This is a genomic window from Methylorubrum thiocyanatum (assembly GCA_014138645.1).
GTDB classification, from domain to species: domain Bacteria; phylum Pseudomonadota; class Alphaproteobacteria; order Rhizobiales; family Beijerinckiaceae; genus Methylobacterium; species Methylobacterium thiocyanatum.
Genome location: JACJIB010000001.1, coordinates 657,173 through 675,709, shown reverse-complemented (window position 1 = coordinate 675,709; position 18,537 = coordinate 657,173). Strand labels below are relative to the sequence as shown.

The 18,537-nt window shown below is 70.1% G+C and carries 21 protein-coding genes; 11 read left to right on the top strand and 10 right to left on the bottom strand.

Annotation, left to right across the window (positions count from 1 at the left end; genetic code table 11):
• Positions 1-211: 211 nt before the first annotated feature.
• Entirely contained in the window at positions 212-979 is a 768-nt protein-coding gene (locus HNR51_RS03165; RefSeq protein WP_012454121.1) for a Bax inhibitor-1/YccA family protein, read from the top strand.
• 119 nt (positions 980-1,098) lie between these two features.
• Here the strand turns inward: HNR51_RS03165 and yidD are convergent, their stop codons facing one another.
• Complete coding sequence (gene yidD, locus HNR51_RS03160) at positions 1,099-1,416, bottom strand: membrane protein insertion efficiency factor YidD (protein WP_012454120.1); 318 nt, start codon at positions 1,414-1,416, stop codon at positions 1,099-1,101.
• Between the two features lie 5 nt (positions 1,417-1,421).
• On the bottom strand, positions 1,422-1,883 hold the full coding sequence (locus tag HNR51_RS03155; RefSeq protein ID WP_182553930.1) for an iron-sulfur cluster assembly scaffold protein: 462 nt from the start codon (positions 1,881-1,883) through the stop codon (positions 1,422-1,424).
• A gap of 282 nt (positions 1,884-2,165) precedes the next feature.
• Here HNR51_RS03155 and folE point away from each other — a divergent pair, with 282 nt between their 5' ends.
• From folE to HNR51_RS03140, 3 genes are read left to right on the top strand one after another with little or no spacing between them, the layout of a single operon-like run.
• Positions 2,166-2,915 carry a GTP cyclohydrolase I FolE gene (folE, locus tag HNR51_RS03150; RefSeq protein WP_487047360.1) on the top strand — a complete coding sequence of 250 codons (750 nt, stop codon included), beginning with the start codon at positions 2,166-2,168 and terminating at the stop codon, positions 2,913-2,915.
• A 20-nt stretch (positions 2,916-2,935) separates the two neighbouring features.
• Positions 2,936-3,358: a phosphoribosyl-AMP cyclohydrolase gene (hisI, locus tag HNR51_RS03145; protein ID WP_182553929.1), complete on the top strand. Its 423-nt coding sequence runs from the start codon at positions 2,936-2,938 to the stop codon at positions 3,356-3,358.
• The gene (locus tag HNR51_RS03140) at positions 3,355-4,413 is read left to right on the top strand and encodes a patatin-like phospholipase family protein (RefSeq protein WP_182553928.1); all 1,059 of its coding nucleotides are present in this window, start codon (positions 3,355-3,357) and stop codon (positions 4,411-4,413) included. The genes hisI and HNR51_RS03140 overlap by 4 nt, the downstream gene beginning before the upstream one ends.
• A 37-nt stretch (positions 4,414-4,450) precedes the next feature.
• Here HNR51_RS03140 and HNR51_RS03135 read toward each other — a convergent pair whose 3' ends face one another.
• The 3 genes from HNR51_RS03135 to HNR51_RS03125 form a co-directional block, all read right to left on the bottom strand.
• Positions 4,451-4,882: a CBS domain-containing protein gene (locus HNR51_RS03135; RefSeq protein ID WP_141951349.1), complete on the bottom strand. Its 432-nt coding sequence runs from the start codon at positions 4,880-4,882 to the stop codon at positions 4,451-4,453.
• A 341-nt stretch (positions 4,883-5,223) separates the two neighbouring features.
• Positions 5,224-6,108, bottom strand: coding sequence for a transporter (locus tag HNR51_RS03130; protein WP_141951348.1), 885 nt, complete (start codon positions 6,106-6,108; stop codon positions 5,224-5,226).
• A 244-nt stretch (positions 6,109-6,352) separates the two neighbouring features.
• Positions 6,353-7,177, bottom strand: a complete 825-nt coding sequence (locus HNR51_RS03125) for a rhomboid family intramembrane serine protease (RefSeq protein WP_182553927.1) — start codon at positions 7,175-7,177, stop codon at positions 6,353-6,355.
• 242 nt (positions 7,178-7,419) lie between these two features.
• Between HNR51_RS03125 and HNR51_RS03120 the strand changes: the two genes are divergently transcribed.
• The 6 genes from HNR51_RS03120 (at position 7,420) to HNR51_RS03095 (ending at position 13,369) form a co-directional block, all read left to right on the top strand.
• On the top strand, positions 7,420-8,040 hold the full coding sequence (locus HNR51_RS03120) for a PAS domain-containing protein (RefSeq protein WP_141951346.1): 621 nt from the start codon (positions 7,420-7,422) through the stop codon (positions 8,038-8,040).
• A 331-nt stretch (positions 8,041-8,371) separates the two neighbouring features.
• A complete protein-coding gene (locus HNR51_RS03115; protein ID WP_012454111.1) occupies positions 8,372-8,995 on the top strand; it encodes a PilZ domain-containing protein in 624 nt (207 codons plus the stop codon).
• A 453-nt stretch (positions 8,996-9,448) separates the two neighbouring features.
• Positions 9,449-10,102, top strand: a complete 654-nt coding sequence (locus HNR51_RS03110; protein WP_012454110.1) for a transglutaminase-like cysteine peptidase — start codon at positions 9,449-9,451, stop codon at positions 10,100-10,102.
• Between the two features lie 205 nt (positions 10,103-10,307).
• A complete protein-coding gene (locus tag HNR51_RS03105) occupies positions 10,308-11,009 on the top strand; it encodes a transglutaminase-like cysteine peptidase (RefSeq protein ID WP_182553926.1) in 702 nt (233 codons plus the stop codon).
• Between the two features lie 127 nt (positions 11,010-11,136).
• Positions 11,137-12,249, top strand: a complete 1,113-nt coding sequence (locus tag HNR51_RS03100) for an ATP-binding protein (RefSeq protein ID WP_182553925.1) — start codon at positions 11,137-11,139, stop codon at positions 12,247-12,249.
• Between the two features lie 163 nt (positions 12,250-12,412).
• A complete protein-coding gene (locus tag HNR51_RS03095; RefSeq protein ID WP_182553924.1) occupies positions 12,413-13,369 on the top strand; it encodes a Tim44 domain-containing protein in 957 nt (318 codons plus the stop codon).
• Between the two features lie 131 nt (positions 13,370-13,500).
• On the opposite strand, the gene HNR51_RS03090 is transcribed toward HNR51_RS03095, so the two are convergent.
• The 5 genes from HNR51_RS03090 to HNR51_RS03070 form a co-directional block, all read right to left on the bottom strand.
• Positions 13,501-13,707, bottom strand: a complete 207-nt coding sequence (locus HNR51_RS03090) for a Trm112 family protein (RefSeq protein ID WP_012454106.1) — start codon at positions 13,705-13,707, stop codon at positions 13,501-13,503.
• Positions 13,708-13,775: 68 nt separating this feature from the next.
• A complete protein-coding gene (locus tag HNR51_RS03085; protein WP_012454105.1) occupies positions 13,776-14,444 on the bottom strand; it encodes an LON peptidase substrate-binding domain-containing protein in 669 nt (222 codons plus the stop codon).
• A gap of 85 nt (positions 14,445-14,529) precedes the next feature.
• Complete coding sequence (locus HNR51_RS03080) at positions 14,530-15,432, bottom strand: thioredoxin family protein (protein WP_012454104.1); 903 nt, start codon at positions 15,430-15,432, stop codon at positions 14,530-14,532.
• Positions 15,433-15,562: 130 nt separating this feature from the next.
• Positions 15,563-16,123 carry a hypothetical protein gene (locus tag HNR51_RS03075; RefSeq protein WP_012454103.1) on the bottom strand — a complete coding sequence of 187 codons (561 nt, stop codon included), beginning with the start codon at positions 16,121-16,123 and terminating at the stop codon, positions 15,563-15,565.
• Positions 16,124-16,196: 73 nt separating this feature from the next.
• On the bottom strand, positions 16,197-17,189 hold the full coding sequence (locus HNR51_RS03070) for a glutathione S-transferase family protein (protein ID WP_182553923.1): 993 nt from the start codon (positions 17,187-17,189) through the stop codon (positions 16,197-16,199).
• A gap of 179 nt (positions 17,190-17,368) precedes the next feature.
• On the opposite strand from HNR51_RS03070, the gene HNR51_RS03065 reads away from it, so the two are divergent.
• The gene (locus HNR51_RS03065) at positions 17,369-18,487 is read left to right on the top strand and encodes an NADH:flavin oxidoreductase/NADH oxidase (RefSeq protein WP_182553922.1); all 1,119 of its coding nucleotides are present in this window, start codon (positions 17,369-17,371) and stop codon (positions 18,485-18,487) included.
• The last annotated feature ends 50 nt before the right edge of the window (positions 18,488-18,537 follow it).

The following is an 18,537-nucleotide window of genomic DNA, read 5'->3' as shown; positions in this document are numbered from 1 at the left end:
CCCGTTACGTTTGATCGCGGTTTTTCATCCGCGTTCGATCGTGAAAATCTTCGTCATCTGTGAGGGTTGAAAACGCGGCCGTTGCCTCGAGGGCCACTTGTTTATGGATCTTCCAGCGAACATATTCGGCCACGAGGCGCGCTCGACGCGCCAGGGGTCGCGCGTGGGCCCCGACACAAGTCCGCGCCGGGAGCTTCCAAGGGAAACTTTCATGGCATTCGACAACAGCCCGTTCCGTGCCGGCGCCCAGCCGCAGGGGTACGCCGGCTCTCAGGTCGAGGTCGACCAGGGCCTGCGCAGCTTCATGCTGGGCGTCTACAACAACATGGTCGTCGGCCTCGGGATCTCGGGTCTCGTGGCGCTGGCCCTCAACATGGCCGCCGTCGCGCAGACCGGCGCCGGCCGCCTCGCCCTGACCCCGTTCGGGCAGTTCCTCTACACCAGCCCCTTCAAGTGGGTGCTGATGCTGGCGCCGCTGGCCTTCATCTTCGTGTTCTCGTTCCGGATGGACCGCATGTCGGCCTCTTCGGCACGCATGATGTTCTGGGCCTTCGCGGCGGTGATGGGCGCCTCGATGTCCACCCTGCTGCTCGTGTTCACGGGCGCCAGCGTGGTGCGGGTGTTCTTCATCACGGCGGCGACCTTCGGCGGCCTGAGCCTCTACGGCTACACCACGAAGCGCAGCCTGTCGGGCATGGGCTCGTTCCTGATCATGGGCCTGATCGGCCTGATCATCGCCTCGCTGGTGAACATCTTCCTGGCTTCGTCCGCGCTCCAGTTCGCGATCTCGGTGATCGGCGTGCTCATCTTCGCCGGCCTGACCGCCTACGACACGCAGAAGCTCAAGGAGATGTACCTCTACAGCGGCCTCGACGCCGAGGGCGCGGCCAAGATGTCCGTCAACGGCGCCCTGACGCTGTACCTGGACTTCATCAACATGTTCCAGTTCCTGCTCTCGCTGATGGGCGACCGCCGCTAAGCGACGAAGCAGGATCCGAGACGAGGAAAGCCCCGGCCGAAAGGCCGGGGCTTTTTTCATGCGCGGCGAAACGAAGGACCGCCCTTTCGCCGGAGGGGCGGAGGTGCCGACGCGTTCGATCAGCCGTCCTCCACCGCCTCGCAGGTCAGGGGCGGCGGCGCCTCGACGCCGCGCCAGCGGCCGTAGGACCACGGGCGGTGCCACGCGGACCGCTCCGGCAGGCGCTCGGGGACGAGGTCGATGCCGTGGGTGCCGAACGGGCCGCAGCGGCAGATGCGGGCAACACCGATCCAGCCGCCGGCCCAGAGACCGTGCCGCTGGATCGCCTCGTCGGTATAGGCCGAACAGGACGGCCAGTGCCGGCACTGGCGTCCGATCAGCCCGGACAGCGTGAGCTGGTAGGCGCGGATCGCCCCGTGCGCGGCCCGGCGGACCATGACGCTCAGGCCGCTTCGGGCGCGCCGGAATTCGTCCGCGCGGCGATCTGATCGAGGGCGTCCACCACCGCGTCGAAGGTCAGAAGCGTCGAGGCGTGCCGGGCGCGGAAGTCCCGCACCGGCTCCAATACGGCGAGGTCGGCCCATTTCCCGTCCGGGACCGGCCCGCTCTCCTTCAGCATCGCCCGCATCCGGGCGCGGACCGCGCGCAATTCGTCCGCGCTCGCGCCGACGACATGGCGGGCCATGAGCGAGGAGGAGGCCTGACCGAGCGCGCAGGCTTTCACGTCATGGGCGAAATCGGCAACCGTGACGCCGTCCGCGTCGAGCTTGAGATCGACGGTCACGGTCGAGCCGCAGAGCTTGGAATGGGCGGTGGCGGTGGCGTCCGGCGCCTCCAGCCGGCCGAGGCGGGGGATGTCGGCGGCGAGTTCCAGGATGCGGCGGTTGTAGATGTCGTCGATCATCGCTGACACGCCTCTCGCGGGCGCCCTCGGGTGAGCGTCAAGGAATCGTTGAGCCAGATACGCATGCCACGCATTGCGCGGCGACGCGATTGCGACGATATAGGCGCGACACCGCCGTTCCGCGAGAATGGCGCCGTCGGCCCCGGTCACGCCCTGGCCCAGGATTCGGATCGTTCGAGGGCGTCGGCACTTAAAGGTTTAAGACGCCGGGACGGATCGACGATGTACGCCAAGCCTGACAGCACGACCATGAAGGCGCGTGTGGCGAAGGCCGGAGATGCCATGGATGCCGCCCTCAAATCCCTGTCCTACGGCATGAGCGACGACGAACGCCGCATGAGCGCGGTCGGCTTGCAGGGGATGCGCGGCGCCAACGATCCCGGCCGCCCCGAGAGCGCCCCCGATATCGCGCCCCTGCCCGATTCGGCCCAGCGGGTGCCGAACGAGGTCGCGCTCGGCCGTCCGAGCCGGCAGGAGGCGGAGGCCGCCGTGCGCACGCTGCTGCGCTGGGCCGGCGACGACCCGACCCGCGAGGGGCTGCTCGACACGCCCGCCCGCGTGGTGAAGGCCTACGAGCAGATCTTCGGCGGCTACCGCGCCGACGCGGACGCTTTGCTGGAGCGCGTCTTCGAGGAAGTCGAGGGCTATTCGGACGCCGTGCTGGTGCGCGACATCCCATTCTACTCGCATTGCGAGCACCACATGGTGCCGTTCATGGGGCTCGCCCACATCGCCTACTATCCCACCAAGGGCGTGGTCGGCCTCTCCAAGCTCGCCCGCGTGGTCGATGCCTTCGCCCGCCGCCTGCAGACGCAGGAGACGATGACGGCGCAGATCGCCGACACCATCGAAAGCATCCTTCAGCCCCGCGGCTGCGCCGTGATGGTCGAGGCGGAGCACCTCTGCATGGCGATGCGCGGCGTGCAGAAGGCCGGTGTGTCCACCATCACCACCCAGTTCCGCGGCGTCTACAGGACCGATCCGTCCGAGCAGGTCCGCTTCCTGACCTTCGTGCGGAACCAGAAGGGCTGAGGCGGCCGGGCTTGCCCATCATGACCGAGCGTTTCGCGTCCCCCGGCACCCGCGCCGAGGTCGAGGAGGGAGCGGCCCTGACGCCGCGCTTCGGCCCGGACGGGCTCGTGGCCTGCATCGCCGTCGATGCGCAGGACGGCCGCGTGCTGATGCTCGCCCACATGAACGCCGAATCGCTCGGGCGCACCCTGGAGACCGGGGAGGCGTGGTACTGGTCGCGCTCCCGCGGCGAACTCTGGCACAAGGGCGCGACCTCCGGGCAGGTCCAGCGCGTCGTGGAGATGCGGGTCGATTGCGATCAGGACGCGATCCTGATCCGCGTCGACGTCGGGGGCGATGGCGGCTGCTGTCATACCGGCCGCCGCTCCTGCTTCTACCGCGCGGTCCGACGCGATCCCGCGACCGGCACCATCGCCCTCGTGCCCGCCGATCCGGAGCGATGATGTTCGAGGCGTCCCGTTCCGCCGTGCCCCGCTTTCCGGATGGGGCCGTGGAACCGGTGGCGCCCCGTTTCCGCTCCCCCCGCATCGGTCTCGCCCTCGGCGGCGGCTCGGCCCGCGGCTGGTCGCATATCGGCGTGATCGAAGGTCTGGAGGAGGCCGGGATCTATCCGGAGGTGGTGGCCGGCTGCTCCATCGGCGCCGTCGTGGGCGGGGCCTACGCCGCCGGGCACATCGGCAGTCTCAAGGACTTCGCGCTCTCCCTCACCCGCCGCCGGGTCGTCGGCCTGCTCGACCCGCGCATCACCGGCTCGGGTTTGATCGCAGGCGAGCGCCTGCGCCGCCGGCTCGCCCGCGAACTCGAAGGCCTGCGCATCGAGGATCTGCGCCTCGGCTTTGCCAGCGTGGCGACCGAACTCGGCACCGGCCACGAGGTCTGGCTCTCTCGCGGCTCGCTGGTCGAGGCGGTGCGGGCCTCCTACGCCATCCCCGGCATCTTTCCTCCGGTCGCCTTCGAGGGACGCCTGCTGATGGACGGAACGCTGGTGAACCCGGTGCCCGTGCGCTTGGCCCGCGAACTCGGCGCCGACCTCGTGATCTGCGTGAACCTCGCCTGCGAGACCCGCGCACCCGCCCGGGTGATCCGGCCGGAACGGGACGATCCCGGGCTCGACGAGGCCGACGTGCCGGTCGAGCGGGCGATCGAGCAGACCCTGGAGGCGACCGTGCGCCGCCGGGGCCGCTGGGGCCTGCTGAGCGGGGCGAGCCGGCGCCTCATGGGCCGCCGCCGCAGACCGGCACCGGACCTGTCCGCCGGCCGGCCCAGCCCCGGCGTGGCCCGCGTGATGCTCGACGCCTTCAACATCACCCAGGACCGGATCTCCCGGGCGCGACTCGCGAGCGACCCGCCGGACGTGGCGATCCGGCCGCTCCTCGCCGAGTTCGGACAGTTCGAGTTCCATCGCGCGGCCGACGGAATCACCCTCGGCCGTCAGGCGGTACGGGCGGCGTTGCCGGAGATCCGGCGCATGATCGAGGGCGCGGCGGCGCGCAGTTGAGGCCGCCGCGCCCTCGGGCCCAGGACGAAGTCCAGGATCAGGCCATCGTGATGTAGTCGCGCATCGCCCGGTGCTCGGCCTCGACCGTGGCGATCCGGCGCTTCACCACGTCGCCGATCGAGACGACGCCGACGAGGTGCCCGTCCTCGACCACCGGCAGGTGGCGGAAGCGGCCCTCCGTCATCGTCTCCATCACGTCCTCGATGCTGGCGCGCCGGGTGCAGGTGACGACCTTCGCGGTCATGTAATGTGAGATCGGCCGGTCGAGGGCCGAGGCGCCTTCGCTCGCCAAGGCCCGCATCACGTCACGCTCGGACAGGATGCCGATCACGCGCCCTCCGGCGTCGCCGACCACGAGGGCGCCGATCTGCTTCTCGGCCAGCAGGTGGATCGCCTCGTCGATGGTGCGATGCGGCGGCACCGTGACGACGGAACTGCCCTTCTCTGCCAGGATACGCGCAACGGTCATGAAGTCTCCTCCCTGATGGACCGCACCGTCAGCCCGCGGTGCGGGAGCGGACTCGACCGGGTTGGCCCCGGCTCTCTGCGGCGATTGTGTGGCGCCTTGGCCGCTCTGGCAAGCACCGGAGGCGGCACCATTGTTCATGAAAGAACAAAACTGGAAGAAAAGTTCAGTTCCGCCAGGTAGCGGGTGGCGCTGGGATCGGGATCGCGCGGCCGGCGGCTCCTCTCGCGGACATCGCCGCATCCGGACCGGTACGGGGGCATACGGCAACGAAAAAAGCCGACCCCGACGGCAGCACCGTCGGAATCGGCTTGGATCGGATCACTGATGGAGGAGAGAGGCGCTTACCTGCCCTCGGCCTGACGCCGGGTGATCAGGGTGCGGTTCGGCTGAACCTCGCTCTTGTCCTGCAGGAACGGGACGACGATGCGCAGCCAGCCGCGGGTCTCCTTGCCGCCGTAGTTGCGCTCGGCCACGTCACGGGTGACGTAGCCCTGAACGTTCATGAAGCCGAAATTGTAGCCGACGAGGCCGCCGACCGCGATCTGGCCCTGCTGCCGGTAGCCGACGACGTTGGTCTTGAGATCGGTCGAGCCGAAGGCGACCGGGCCGACCTGCCACTTGCCGAACTTCTTCGTCAGGGTGACGTCGAGGTTGAGGTAGTCGGGATAGAGCACGCCGTTGGGCGAGCGCGGCTCGAGGATGTGGCCGTAGAGAAGGTTGGCGGTGATCGCCCAATCGTTGGCGGCATAGGTGATCGCGAAGCGGTGACTCAGCGAGGGCGACTGCGTCAGGAAGCGCGTGTCCCAGGGAAGGTAGCCGCCGAGGAGATAGCTGACGCCGACGCCCTCGCCGAGATCCCAGGCGAGCTGACCCGCCAGCAGGGGCTGGCCCCAGCCGCTGTTATAGGGGTTGCCCCGCACGCTGGAGGCGGCGATGGGCGCAACGAAGACGAACTGCACCTGTCCGCCGAGGACGGAGAAGGGCGTCGCCCACAGCAGGGTCGGCAGGTTGACGTTGCTCTCGGAATCGAGCGGCGCGGTCTCGCGCACGCCGAAACTCGACAGGTTCACGGCGTAGAAGCCCTTGGGGAACGGCGCACCGAACGGCACGCCGATGGTCTGGCCGGGCTGCGCGGCGGAGGCGGCATGGGCGGTTGTGCCGCCGAGGCCCCACGCGGCGGATAGGGCGAGCCCGAGACGGGCGATGACGGCTGCGCGATGTTTCACCGGGATCCACTCTCCATCAGGAACGAAGCAAACATTTGATAGTTTGGTTTTAATCCGGCTTCGTTCGTTTTATCGACGGGCGAGTGGCACGTTTTATTGCCGCCTCAATTCCAAATAATCCCAACGTGGCAGTGGCGACACACAGACCGGTGTCAGGCTTTTCCTAAGCTCTTGATGCAACTCTAGTTTGCCTGCTCCCTTCAGGCTGGCCGCGAATGCGCGGGGCGTACTCCGCGACGATCTTTTATCCGTGCGGACGGATAGAACCCCGTTCCATCAGCGGCAGCAGGAAGAAGCCGGCGGCAAAGCCGCCGAGATGCGCGTCCCAGGCGATCGGCCCCTCATTGCCTCCGAGCGGGAGCGCGAGGACGCCGAACAGCAGGTTGGTGACGAACCAGACGGCGAGGAACAGCACCGCCGGGCGGTTGCGCATCAGTTCGGGAATCGTCTGCAGCCTCGGCCGCGGCGGGAGCTGCCAGGGCGCCCCGGCGACGAAGGCCGGCGGAGGCTGGAACACGAAGCGGGCCGCCGCCGCCATCAGGGCCGAGATGCCGGCCGAGGCGCCGACCAGGGGCATGAGGCTGTAGGGATCGACGAGGAGGTGGACGACGGCGCCCGCGACGATGCCGGCGAGCGCCAGCAAGCCGTAGCGCAGGACGCCGTAGCGGCGCGCCACCGGGGTGCCGAAGACGGCGAGCCACACCGCGTTGAAGATCAGGTGGACCCAGGAGCCGTGCAGCAGGGCATAGGTCGCGCCGGTCCAGGGCATCGCCGACGGATCGGCGACGAGATAGCGGGCGAAGTCCTGCCGTGCCGAGGCGATCTCGGGCCCGCCCGCCCCCTCCCCCGCCGCCCGGATGATCTCGGCCGCCGATCCGGGATCGAACGCGGCGGTCCAGCGGGCGGGGATGAAGGCGAGGTTCAGGAGCACCGACAGGTCGGTCTCGTCCGGCAGGACGCTGCGGAGACCGTGGATCGCGGCCAGGACCGCGATCGAGATCGTGACGATCCCCGGCAGGTTGAAGACGGGAACGCGGCCCTGGCGCGGCAGATCGGGAGAGGCATCCATGCCGCACCATGTCGGCGGGAGGGGCGGCCCCGCAAGGTCCAATCGGGCACAGAACCCGTCAAATGCCGGCGAACCGGTCCACCGCTCGTTAAGGTTAAGGATGGGTTGCGCGAGCGTGCCGGGACGGGACGGCATAGGGTGTGCGGACGATGACAGGAAGCGGCGCGCCGAGAGGCTTTTCGTGCCGTGACGACCAGACACCGAGCCCCTTTCAGACCCGGGCCGTACCGATGCGGAACATCATGAAGCATCCGACCAGCCGTCAGCTTCACGCCTATTGGGACCGGCTGCGCGGGGAGCGGGCCGCGCCGGAGCGGGGCGAGATCGAGCCCGGCGAGATCCGCAACCTGCTCGCCGACAGCTTCATCCTGGAAACCGATCCGTCCCGGCGGTCGAGCGCGGTGCGTCTCGCCGGGACCCGTCTCTGCGCCCTGTTCGGGCGCGAGTTGCGCGGCAGCTCCTTCGTCGATCTCTGGGGCGGGCCGCCGCAGCCCTTCCCCAATCCGTGGCAATTCGTCGAGACCGTCACCGACGACACCGTCGGCATGGTGGCGGGACTGACCGGCTTCACCGCCCGGGACGAAGCCCTCGACCTCGAACTGCTGCTCCTGCCCCTGCGCCACCGAGGCAAGACCCAGGCGCGCATCCTCGGCGCTCTGAGCCCCCACTGCATCCCGACCTGGCTCGGAAGCCGCCCGATCCTGCGGGTCGAGACCGTGTCCCTGCGGGTGCTCGACACGGTCGCGCCGGAGCCTGCGGCGATGCGGAGCTTCGTCGAGACCCTGCCCGAGCCCGCCAACGACGCCCGGCCCGTCCGGTTCGGTCACCTGCTGGTCCACGAGGGCGGGCGCGGCAACGCCTGATCCCACGCGGCCTCGTCTCGTCTTGCGCGCTGATTGCGGTCGACGGTCCTCGTCGAGAACCGTATCGGACCGGATGGCATCAGCTTGGCATCGCACGGCTCATGCTTCGATTCGCCGGAATGCGCTCCGCGCCGTTGCGCTGCGACGACGGATAGCCTCCGACGGTCCAGCCGGTTGTCCGGAATGCTGTCACCGAGGCGGATCGGCGGCGGCGGCCGTCGCCGCATCGCGCCATCGTGACCCGCAAGACAGGGCTCTGGTTGGAAATAAGTCTTTTGTAACCGCAGCGCGAGTAGTGATTCGGTCGGGACATCGAGACCGCCGAGCTGACATGACCGAGCTTTCCCGATCCGGGATGGCCCCCCTCCTGCCTGACTATGCCGCCGAGCAGCGTCGGCATCAGCGGGTGCGCGCGACTCTGCTCGGCCGCTACATGCTGGCCGACCGGCGCGAATATCCGTGTCAGACCGTGGATATGTCGCCCGGCGGCGTCCGGCTGACCTGCGCGGTGATCGGTGCCCTCGGCGAACGTGTCGTGCTCTATCTCGAACAGATCGGCCGGCTCGAGGGCGTCATCGTGCGCCACCCGCCGGGGGGCTTCGCGATGCGGATCAACGCGACGCCGCGCAAGCGCGACAAGATCGCCTCGCAGCTTATGTGGCTCGCCAACCGCGAGAGTCTCGGCCTGCCGGAGGGCCGCACCAACGAGCGCCTCGTGCCGAACCAGCCCGGCGTGACCCTGCGTCTGGAGAACGGCCGCTTCATCGCCGCCCGGATCATCGACATCTCGATGTCGGGCGTGGCGCTCGCGACCGCCTCCGCGCCGCCCATCGGCACGCATCTCCTGGTCGGCTCCACGCCGGGGCGCGTGGTGCGCTACTTCGAGGGCGGCATCGGCGCCCAGTTCATGCTGCCGATCTCGCCCGACCGCTTCCACGAGGGCATCACCCTCTGACGGCGATGCGGGCTTAAGCCCCGCATCGAAGCGGCTGCCGGACTCCGCCGCGCGCCGTCGAGCGGGCAGAGCCCCCTTCGAGCGACGCTACTGTGCAGGCTCGCCGATCCCCGACGGCCGTCGTTCCGTCTTTGCAAAGCACGACCCGGCCTCCATCCGCGATGTCGCGCCGGATCGGGCATCGAATCTCGTCGGGAATGGCCTGCCTCCGGCCCGCGCCTCCGGCGCCGGGTTCGCCGGCCGTCGCCCCGGACCGCCGCTCGTCCGCCCCTCCTCAGGGTTTCCCGGTGCCTAACGCGATCCCCGGCATTTGCCGCGGATCCGTGAGCCGCAATTCGCCCTTGCGCAGGAGCGGATCGTGGCGCGGGCGAATCGATAAAATTGCGCGGATCGGCTTCAGCGCGGCGGAGGGGGTGCGGCGACATCCTGGCCGCGTTCGAAGGAAACGCCGCGATGCGCACCACCGGGACGGATCATCTCAAGACGGGGCTGCTGGCGATGCTCGCCCTCTGCCTCGGCTTCCTCTGCGACGCCGCCGCGACCCAGGCCACCGCGCAGACGATGGCCGCGCTCCCCGCGGCCGGCGCCGGCCTCACCCCCGGCGCCGAGGCCCGGCCGATCCTGGCCTGGACCGAGTTCTGCCAGTCCTACCCGGCCGAATGCGCCTTCGACCGGAATGAGCCGGCCCGCATCACGCTGACCCCCGCGATCTGGTCGACCATCGTCTCGGTCAACCGCCGGGTGAACCGGACCATCGAGCCCGTCACCGATCAGGAGCATTGGGGCCGCCCCGACCGCTGGGATCTCGCCGAGGACGGCCGCGGCGACTGCGAGGATTATCAGCTCCTCAAGCGCCGGATGCTGGCCGCGGCGGGCCTGCCGCGCCGGGCGATGCGGATGACCGTGGTGATCGACGAGAAGGGCGAGGGCCATGCCGTGCTCACCCTCGTCACCGACCGCGGGGACTACATCCTCGACAACAAGACCAACGCCGTGATGGCCTGGCACGAGACCGGCTACGTCTTCATCAAGCGCGAGGGGCAGGACGCCCTGGCATGGGTTTCGCTGGGCGGGGCAAGCTCTCCCGTCACCACGGCGAACCGCTGATCCGCGGCCCGCTTCGTGGGCCGCTCCCGCTCGGCCAGCGGGGACCGGGCCGCCGGTGTGGCCGGTTTGCCAGCCCGAGCGAGGTTGTCCCGCCATGACCCGCGAAAGCGGCAATCCGCCTTCACCCTTCCTTCATTTTCGTATTGAGCCGGGCCTCGGCCCGTGCAAGCTTTGCCGGGATACAGGGGCTGCAGGACGGTCGGCCATGCGGTACGCGGTGCTTCGGAGCGTCGGCGACGGATCGGCGTTCCCCCGCGGGAACGTGGGGCGGCGCCTTCGCCGGGCGGCCCATCTGTCCCTCGTCGGCGCCACGCTGCTGATCGGCGGCGCCGCGGCACCGGTCCAGCCGAGCCAAGCCCGCACCGCCGGTTTGCCCGAGGCGGGGACTGCCGCCGATCCCGGTGCGCCGGCCCGGCCCGTCGCCGCCTGGAACGATTTCTGCGCCCGCTACCCGTCCGAATGCACCGTCGACCTCGGCGAGCCGGCGCTCGTCGTTCTGACGCCCGCGCTCTGGCACACGCTCACCACCGTGAACCGCCGGGTCAATGCCCGCATCAAGCCGATCACCGACATGGCCCATTGGGGGGTCGTCGATCGCTGGGACTTCCCCGATGACGGCTTCGGCGATTGCGAGGACATCCAGCTCCTCAAGCGCCGGATGCTGGTGGAGCGGCGCCTGCCGCGCCGGGCACTGCGCATGACGGTGGTGATCGACGAGATCGGCGAGGGGCATGCGGTGTTGATGGTCCGCACCGACCGCGGCGACCTGATCCTCGACAACAAGACCAACGCGGTGCTGCCCTGGCAGCGCACCGGCTACAGCTTCGTCAAGCGCGAGGGACAGGACGGCAAGGCCTGGGTGAGTCTCAACGGCGACACCTCGCCCGTCACCACCGCCAACCGCTGATCCGGATCGCCGTTCGGGCGTTGAAGGGCATGTTCGCGCCGCGCCTTGAAACGATCTCCACCCGCTCGCCGTCCCGACGGGCGCCCCCGCGCCCGGCCGGCCCCGCCTTGCCTGACGGCGCCGCCGCATGATGCCCTCCGACGCCATCCGACCTCCCACCCCGGACGCGGGGGCCGAGGCCGGCCTTCTCGCCCTGCTCCCGCTGCCCGCGCTCATCCTGGAGGCGGCGGAGGCCGGGCCGGCGATCGCGGGCGTCAACGCCGCCCTGCTGGCGCTGACCGGCCTCGACGAGGCCGCGTTGGTCGGCCACGGGATCGAGGCCCTCGCCTGCCGCCACGGCGATCATGCCGGCTGGCTCCCCTTGCGCGAGGCGCTGGTCCGCGGCGAGACGGGTTGCTTCGAGCTGCTGTTCGCCCGCGGCACCGGCGCCTCGTTCTGGGGCGAGATCCACCTCGCCGCCCTGCCCGGCCCCACCCCGCGCCTCCTCGGCCAGATCGTGGACGTGACGCGGCGGCGCGACGCGGAGGACGCCCTGGCCCTGTCGCGGCAGCGGGAGGCGCTCGGGCTGCTGACCAACAGCGTCGCGCACGAGTTCAACAACTTCCTGCAGATCCTGATCGGCTACATCGACGGGCTGAAGCGGCGCCTCGGTGACCGGCCAGAGCCGTTCATCCAGCGGGCCATCACCCGCTCCACCGAAGCCTCCGAGCGGGCCGCGGTGCTCACCCGCCAGCTCCTCGCCCATTCCCGGCGGATCGCTCCGGACGTGCGCCCGGTCGATCTCGGCGCGGCGGTGCAGGCGGGCCTCGACCGGCTCCGCCCTACCCTGCCGCCGGGAATCGCGCTCGACCTGTCGATCCCGGAGGATCTTCCGCCGGCCCTGTGCCACCCGATCCAGCTCGAACTGGCGCTCGGCCACCTCCTCGCCAATGCCTGCGAGGCCATGGCGGGACAGGGCCGCATCCGCGTGGCGCTGTTCGCCGTGGAACCGGGGGACCGCTCGCTGCAGCGGCCGGAGGCCGGAGCGGTCGGCCTCACGGTGTCGGATACCGGGCACGGCCTGTCGCCGGAGATGCTGTCGCGGGCGCTCGCCCCCTTCGCCACCACCCGCGAATCCGGCCGCGGCGCCGGGCTCGCCATCGTCCACGGACTGATGAAGCGCCAGAACGGCACGATCTCCATCGAGAGCCGTCCCGGCGAGGGCGCCAGCGTGCGGCTGGTCTTCCCGGCCGCACGCTGACGCCGCTCCGGTGCGGGGTCGCACGCGCCGCGTCCCGGCGAAGCGTGAGACAGTCTTAACCGTTCGAAATGCAGGCGCCGATCGGGACTAAAAATCCCGTTCGGACGCCCCCATCTACAAGGGGCTGTCCCTTCCCTCCACGCTGAACCCGAGGTTTTGACCCATGACATCCTCCCCCGCGCGCCGTCGGCGCGTCGTGACCCTCCTTGCGCTTGCGGCCTCGCTCGCTCTGGCAGCGCCCGCCGTCGATGCGCGGCCGGGCGGCGGTGGCGGCATGGGCTCGCGCGGCTCGAAGACCTTCAGCGCGCCGCCCTCCACCGCGACCTCGCCGGGCGCGATGGGCCCGATCCAGCGCTCGCAGACGAGCCCGAGCCCCGGCTTCAACAATCCCGGCATGGCGGCGCAGAACCGCGGCTCGCGCTTCGGCGGCGGCTTCCTCGGCGGCATGCTCGGCGCGGGCCTGATCGGCGCGCTGCTCGGCGCCGGCCTGTCCGGCGGCCTCGGCGGCATCGGCTCGTTCATCGGCCTGATCTTCCAGATCGGCCTGATCGCGCTCCTCGTGATGCTGGCGGTGCGCTTCTTCCGCCGTCGTCAGGAGGGCCAGCCCGCCATGGCCGCCAACAGCGCCTACGCCCGCTCCGGGCCGCCGCCGCAGGGCGGCGCCAATCCCGGGATGAACCCGATGGGCGGCGGCTATGGCGGCGGCGCTGCCCGTCCGCAGCCGGTGCAGGTCCAGCCGGACGACTTCCAGGCCTTCGAGCGCTCGCTCAACGAGATCCAGGCCGCCTATGGCCGCGAGGACGTCGCCGCCCTGCGCCGCCTCGCGACGCCGGAGATGGTCGGCTATTTCGAGGAAGACCTGCGCGCCAACGCCGCTCGCGGCGTGGTCAACCGCATCTCGGATGTGAAGCTGCTCCAGGGCGACCTGTCCGAGGCGTGGCGCGAGGGCCGGGTGGAGTTCGCCACCGTCGCCATGCGCTTCTCCCTGCGCGATGAGGTGTTCGAGCGCGCCACCAACCGCCATGTCGAGAACGGTCCGCAGGAGGCCAAGGAGTTCTGGACCTTCGTGCGCGAGCCCGGCGGCCCCTGGCTGCTCTCGGCGATCCAGCAGGGACGCTAACCGTCCCCACCCGCAAAACGAAAGGGCGCCCGGCGAGAGCCGGGCGCCCTTTTTGCGTGGCCGGACTTGGCCGGACCTGGCCGGACCGTCCCCTCTCCATCCTGCCAACGGAGAGGGGAGAAGTCGGGGTCTTACTCCGTGAGCGAGCGCGCCTCTTCCGGCAGCATGATCGGGATGCCGTCGCGGATCGGGTAGGCCAGCTTCGCGGATCGGCTGATCAGCTCCTCGCGGGCCGAATCGTATTCCAGCGGTTCCTTGGTCAGCGGACAGACCAGGAGTTCGAGCAGGCGGGGATCGACCCGGGTCGCCTCGACGGGCGGAGTGGAGGTATCGGCCATGATGTTCGTCGCTTCTCTGGGGCGGGCTTCCAGCCGGCGAAACGGCGGGACGCCTCAATGACAAAAGACTATTGCAGCGTCGGCTCGGAGCCGCTGGCGCGGACCAGTTCCATCTCGGTCACGGCGATCAGAACCTCGGCCCGGGTCTTGAGGTCGGGCGCTTCCAGCATCGCCTGCTTCTCGCGCACGCCGAACGGGCTCATCATACAGAGCGCGTTGACCAGCGCCTCGTTCGGCGCCTCCTCGATGCCGGCCCAATCGACCTGAAGCTCGTTGGCCTCGATGAAGTTGCGCAGGGTCCGCAGCACCCCCTCGCGATCGACCGCCTCCTCCCCGGCCCGCGCCTCGAAATCCTGGGCGAAGGCGTCGTAGGAGACCTGACAGCGGCGGTAGGCGGTGGTGACGGCGAGTTCGCTCTCGACGCGGAAGCGGCTGACTCCGGTGAGCGAGATCAGGTAGCGCCCGTCACCGGTTTCGGCGAACTGGCTGATCCGCCCGGCGCAGCCCACCCGGTACAGCCGGGGCGAGAGCGGCGAGCCGCCCCCGTCCAGGTCCGGCTGGATCATGCCGATGATCCGCTCGGAGCGCAGGGCGTCGTCGACCATGGCGAGATAGCGCGGCTCGAAGATGTTGAGCGGCATCTGCCCCCGCGGCAGGAGCAGCGCCCCCGGCAGCGGGAAGACCGGAATGATGGCGGGGCAATCCGCCGGCGATTTGAACCCCGGCTGCGTGCTCATGCGCGGCTCTCCTGCTGAGGGCGGGCGCGCAGGGCGCGCTCTCCGGGGGCGGTGATCGCCTTGCTGACCGTGCGGCGATCCCGGTTCACGAGAACAGCAGCGTCGAGAGTTGGCGCCGCCCGCGGATCGCGGCCGGATCCATCAGGCCCCAGGCCTCGAAGAACTGGAGCAGCTGCTTGCGCGCGGCGTCCTCGTTCCAGTTCCGGTCGGCCCGGGCGATGGCGACGAGCTGATCGACCGCCTCGTCGCGCTTGCCGGCCCCGTTGAGGCCCAGCGCCAGGTCGAAGCGGGCCTGGAAGTCGTTGGGATCGGCCTCAATGCGCCGCTGCAGCCCGGCGAGATCGCCCAGGCTCCCGGCCTGCTCGGCGAGTTCGAGGGCGGCGCGCACGCCCGCGAGCAGCGGGTCGTCGGCCTTGGCCTCGGGCACCATGGCGAGAACCTGCTTGGCGTTCTCGGTCTCGCCGAGTTCGAGCTGGGTCTTGGCGAGCCCGGCGATGGCCTTGAGGTTCTCCGGCTCCTCACGCAGCACCGCGGCGTAGAGTTCGGACGCCGCGGCGAGATCCCCGGCGGAGGCGACGGCGGCGGCTTCCTCGAGCACCTGATCGATCTCGGACGGGCCGGCGAGGCGATCGACGAAGGCGCGCACCTCGGATTCCGGCACGGCCCCCATGAAGGCGTCCACCGGACGGCCGCGGTCGATCGCGATCACCGCGGGGATCGATTGCAGGCCGAGCTGCTGGCCGATCTGCTGCCAGACGCCCGGATGCTCGTCGATGTTCAGCTTGGCGAGCTTCACCCGGCCGCCGGCGGCCCGCACCACCTTCTCGAGCACCGGCGTGAGCTGCTTGCACGGCCCGCACCACGGTGCCCAGAAATCGACGATCACCGGCTGATTCATCGACTCGGCGATGACGTCCTGCCGGAACCCCGCCGTGGTGGTGTCCTTGATGAGGCCGTCGGCGGGGGCGGCGGCGTTGGCTTCGAGCATGGAGCCCTCGGAAATCGTGAAACGCACTGCGATGCGTGCGCCGCAATTGTGCTGCGCACCGGCCCGTTACATGGGGCTTCGCGACGCACCTGACCAGACGTTTTCGGAGATCCCCGCGCGGGCTCCCGGCTCAAGGCTTGGGCGAGGCGGACCCATCCTTGGCGGCGTCGGGCGCGGCATCCTGACCGGGCTTCGCATCCGTCTTCGCGCCGGATTTGGCATCCGACTTGGTATCGGTCACGAACACGCCCGCATAGGTCTTCCCCTGCGAGGTGGCCTCGCAGGCGATCCGGGTCTTGCCGGGCTCCGGGCTGGAGAACTTGCAGGAGCCGACCGCGGGGGCGGGGCTGCGCACGATGCCCTCCGCATTCTTCATACCCGGCACCACGAGGCTGATCGGCTGGAGCTGCTCGGTCTCCTCGGTCTGCTCGTGCTGCGCGCCGGCCCCGCTGAAGCTCAGGGACTGGCCGTCCCAGGCGGCGAAGTCGAAGGTCGTGCGCCCGCGCGAGACCGTGTTGACGAGCTGCTCCTTGCAGTTCTGGGTGATGTCGAGGCCGCCGATCACCAGCCGCTCGCACTGGCCGGACATCTTCACCTCGGCCTGCTGGGCCGAGGCCGGGCCGGCGGCGAGCAGGCCCGAAAACGCGAGAGCGAAATGCGCGAGAAGCGGAGCGCGCGAGCGGATCGTCATGGCGTGGTGTTCCTCCTGATCGGCATCCGGTGCCGTTCTTTCGCGATGGGTATTCCTCGGGACGCTGGGCGGTTCAACCGCCGAAGCGCAGGGCGCGATCGTTGGGCGCAGCGAAATGGAGTTCGGGGCCCAGCGGTACGATGCCCGTCGGATTGATGCCCGCGTGGCTGCCGTAATAGTGGCGCTTGATGTGGTCGAGGTTCACCGTCCCGGCCACGCCCGGCAGGGCGTAGAGGTCGCGCAGATAGTTCGAGAGATTGGGGTAGTCGGCGACCCGGCGCAGATTGCACTTGAAGTGCCCAACATAGACCGCATCGAACCGCACCAGCGTGGTGAACAGGCGGATATCGGCCTCCGTCAGCGAGGCTCCGCAGAGGTAGCGCTGCCGGTCGAGGCGGTCTTCGAGCCCGTCGAGTTCGGCGAACAGGGCGGAAAAAGCGTCCTCGTAGGCCTCCTGCGTGGTGGCGAAGCCCGCCTTGTAGACGCCGTTGTTGACCCGGTCGTAGACGCGCCCGTTGATCGCGTCGATGTCCGCGCGAAGGGCCTCCGGGTAGAGGTCCGGCCCGCCCGCGCCGAAGGCGCCGTTCAGCATGCGGATGATCTCGGCCGATTCGTTCGAGACGATGGTCGTGCGTTGCTTGTCCCACAGCACCGGGACCGTGACCCGGCCGGAATAATCGGACTTCGCCCGGACGTAGATCTCGTAGAGGCGCTTGGCGCCGAACAGCGGATCGGCGGTCGCGCCCGGCACGCCGCCCTCGTCCTCGGGCTGGAACACCCAGCCTTCCTCGCGCATGTAGGGCGAGACCACCGAGACGGAGATCGCCGCCTCCAGCCCTTTCAGTCGGCGCACGATCAGGGTGCGGTGCGCCCAGGGGCAGGCGAGCGCGACGATCAGGTGATAGCGCCCCGCCTCCCCCTTGAACCCGCCCTCGCCCGAGGGGCCGGGGCTGCCGTCCGGCGTCACCCAGTTGCGGAAGGCGGCGGCCGAGCGCTCGAAGCGCCCGCCGGACTTGGCGGTGTCGTAGCCCTTGTCGTGCCACGCGCCCTCGACCAGCAATCCCATCCCGAACGATCCTTCCGCTGCGCGCAGGGGGTGAGCGCAGGGGGTGAGATGGAGACCTCGGGCGCCGGGGGAAGGGTGCGCGGATCCGGGATGGCTCATGCGCGGTTCCGGGCTGGTGGCCGGGACGCGCATATCCCAGATAGGCCGCCGATTGCCGCCACCGCTCCCGGAGCCCGCCGATGTCCGCCCGCCTGTTCGAGCCCCTGCGCCTGGATGACCTGGAGCTCGAGAACCGCATCATCATCGCGCCGATGTGCCAGTACTCGGCGCTGGCGGGTGCGGCGACCGACTGGCACCTGATGCATCTCGGACAGCTCGCGCAATCGGGCGCCGGGCTCCTCACCCTGGAGGCGACGGCGGTCTCGCCGGAGGCGCGGATCTCGCCCGGCGATCTCGGCCTCTACGACGATGCCACCGAGCGTGCGCTGGCCCGCGTGCTCGGCGCGGTGCGCGGCACCGCGCCGATCCCGGTGGCGATCCAGATCAACCATGCCGGCCGCAAGGCGTCGAGCCGCGCCCCCTGGGAGGGCGGCGCGCAGATCGCCCCGGACGCCGCCGACGGCTGGCAGACCGAGGCGCCCTCGGCGATCCCCCATGCGGAGAGCGAGGCGCCGCCCCACGCCCTCGACGCGGAGGGTCTGCGGCGGGTGCGCGAGGGCTTCGTCGCCACGGCCAAGCGGGCCATGCGGCTCGGCATCGACGCCGTCGAACTACACGGCGCCCACGGCTACCTGCTGCACCAGTTCCTGTCGCCGCTCTCCAACCGCCGCGAGGACCAGTACGGCGGTAGCCTGGAGAACCGGATGCGGTTCCCGCTCGAATGTTTCGAGGCGGTGCGCGAGGCCGTGCCCGCGGGCAAGCCGGTCTGGATGCGCGTCTCGGCGACCGACTGGGTCGAGGAGGGCTGGGATCTCGACCAGACGCTGGAACTCGCCCGCGCCCTCAAAAGCCGCGGCGCGGCGGCCATCCACGTCTCGACCGGCGGCCTCTCGACGGCGCAGAAGATCCCCGTGGGACCGGGCTATCAGGTGCCCTTCGCCGATCGGATCAAGGCGGAGACCGGGCTCACCACCATCGCCGTCGGCCTCATCACCGAGCCGCAGCAGGCGGAAGCCATTCTCGCCGAGGGCAAGGCCGACGCGGTCTCGCTCGCCCGCGCGATGCTCTACGATCCCCGCTGGCCCTGGCACGCCGCGGCCGAACTCGGGGCGCAGGTGCGGGCGCCGAAGCAGTACTGGCGCAGCCAGCCGCACCAGTACAAGGACCTGTTCAAGAGCGCCGCCTTCGGCCAGCGATAGCGCCCCTCTCCCAGCCTCGAACCTCATCCTCCGGTGCGGAGCGACAGCGG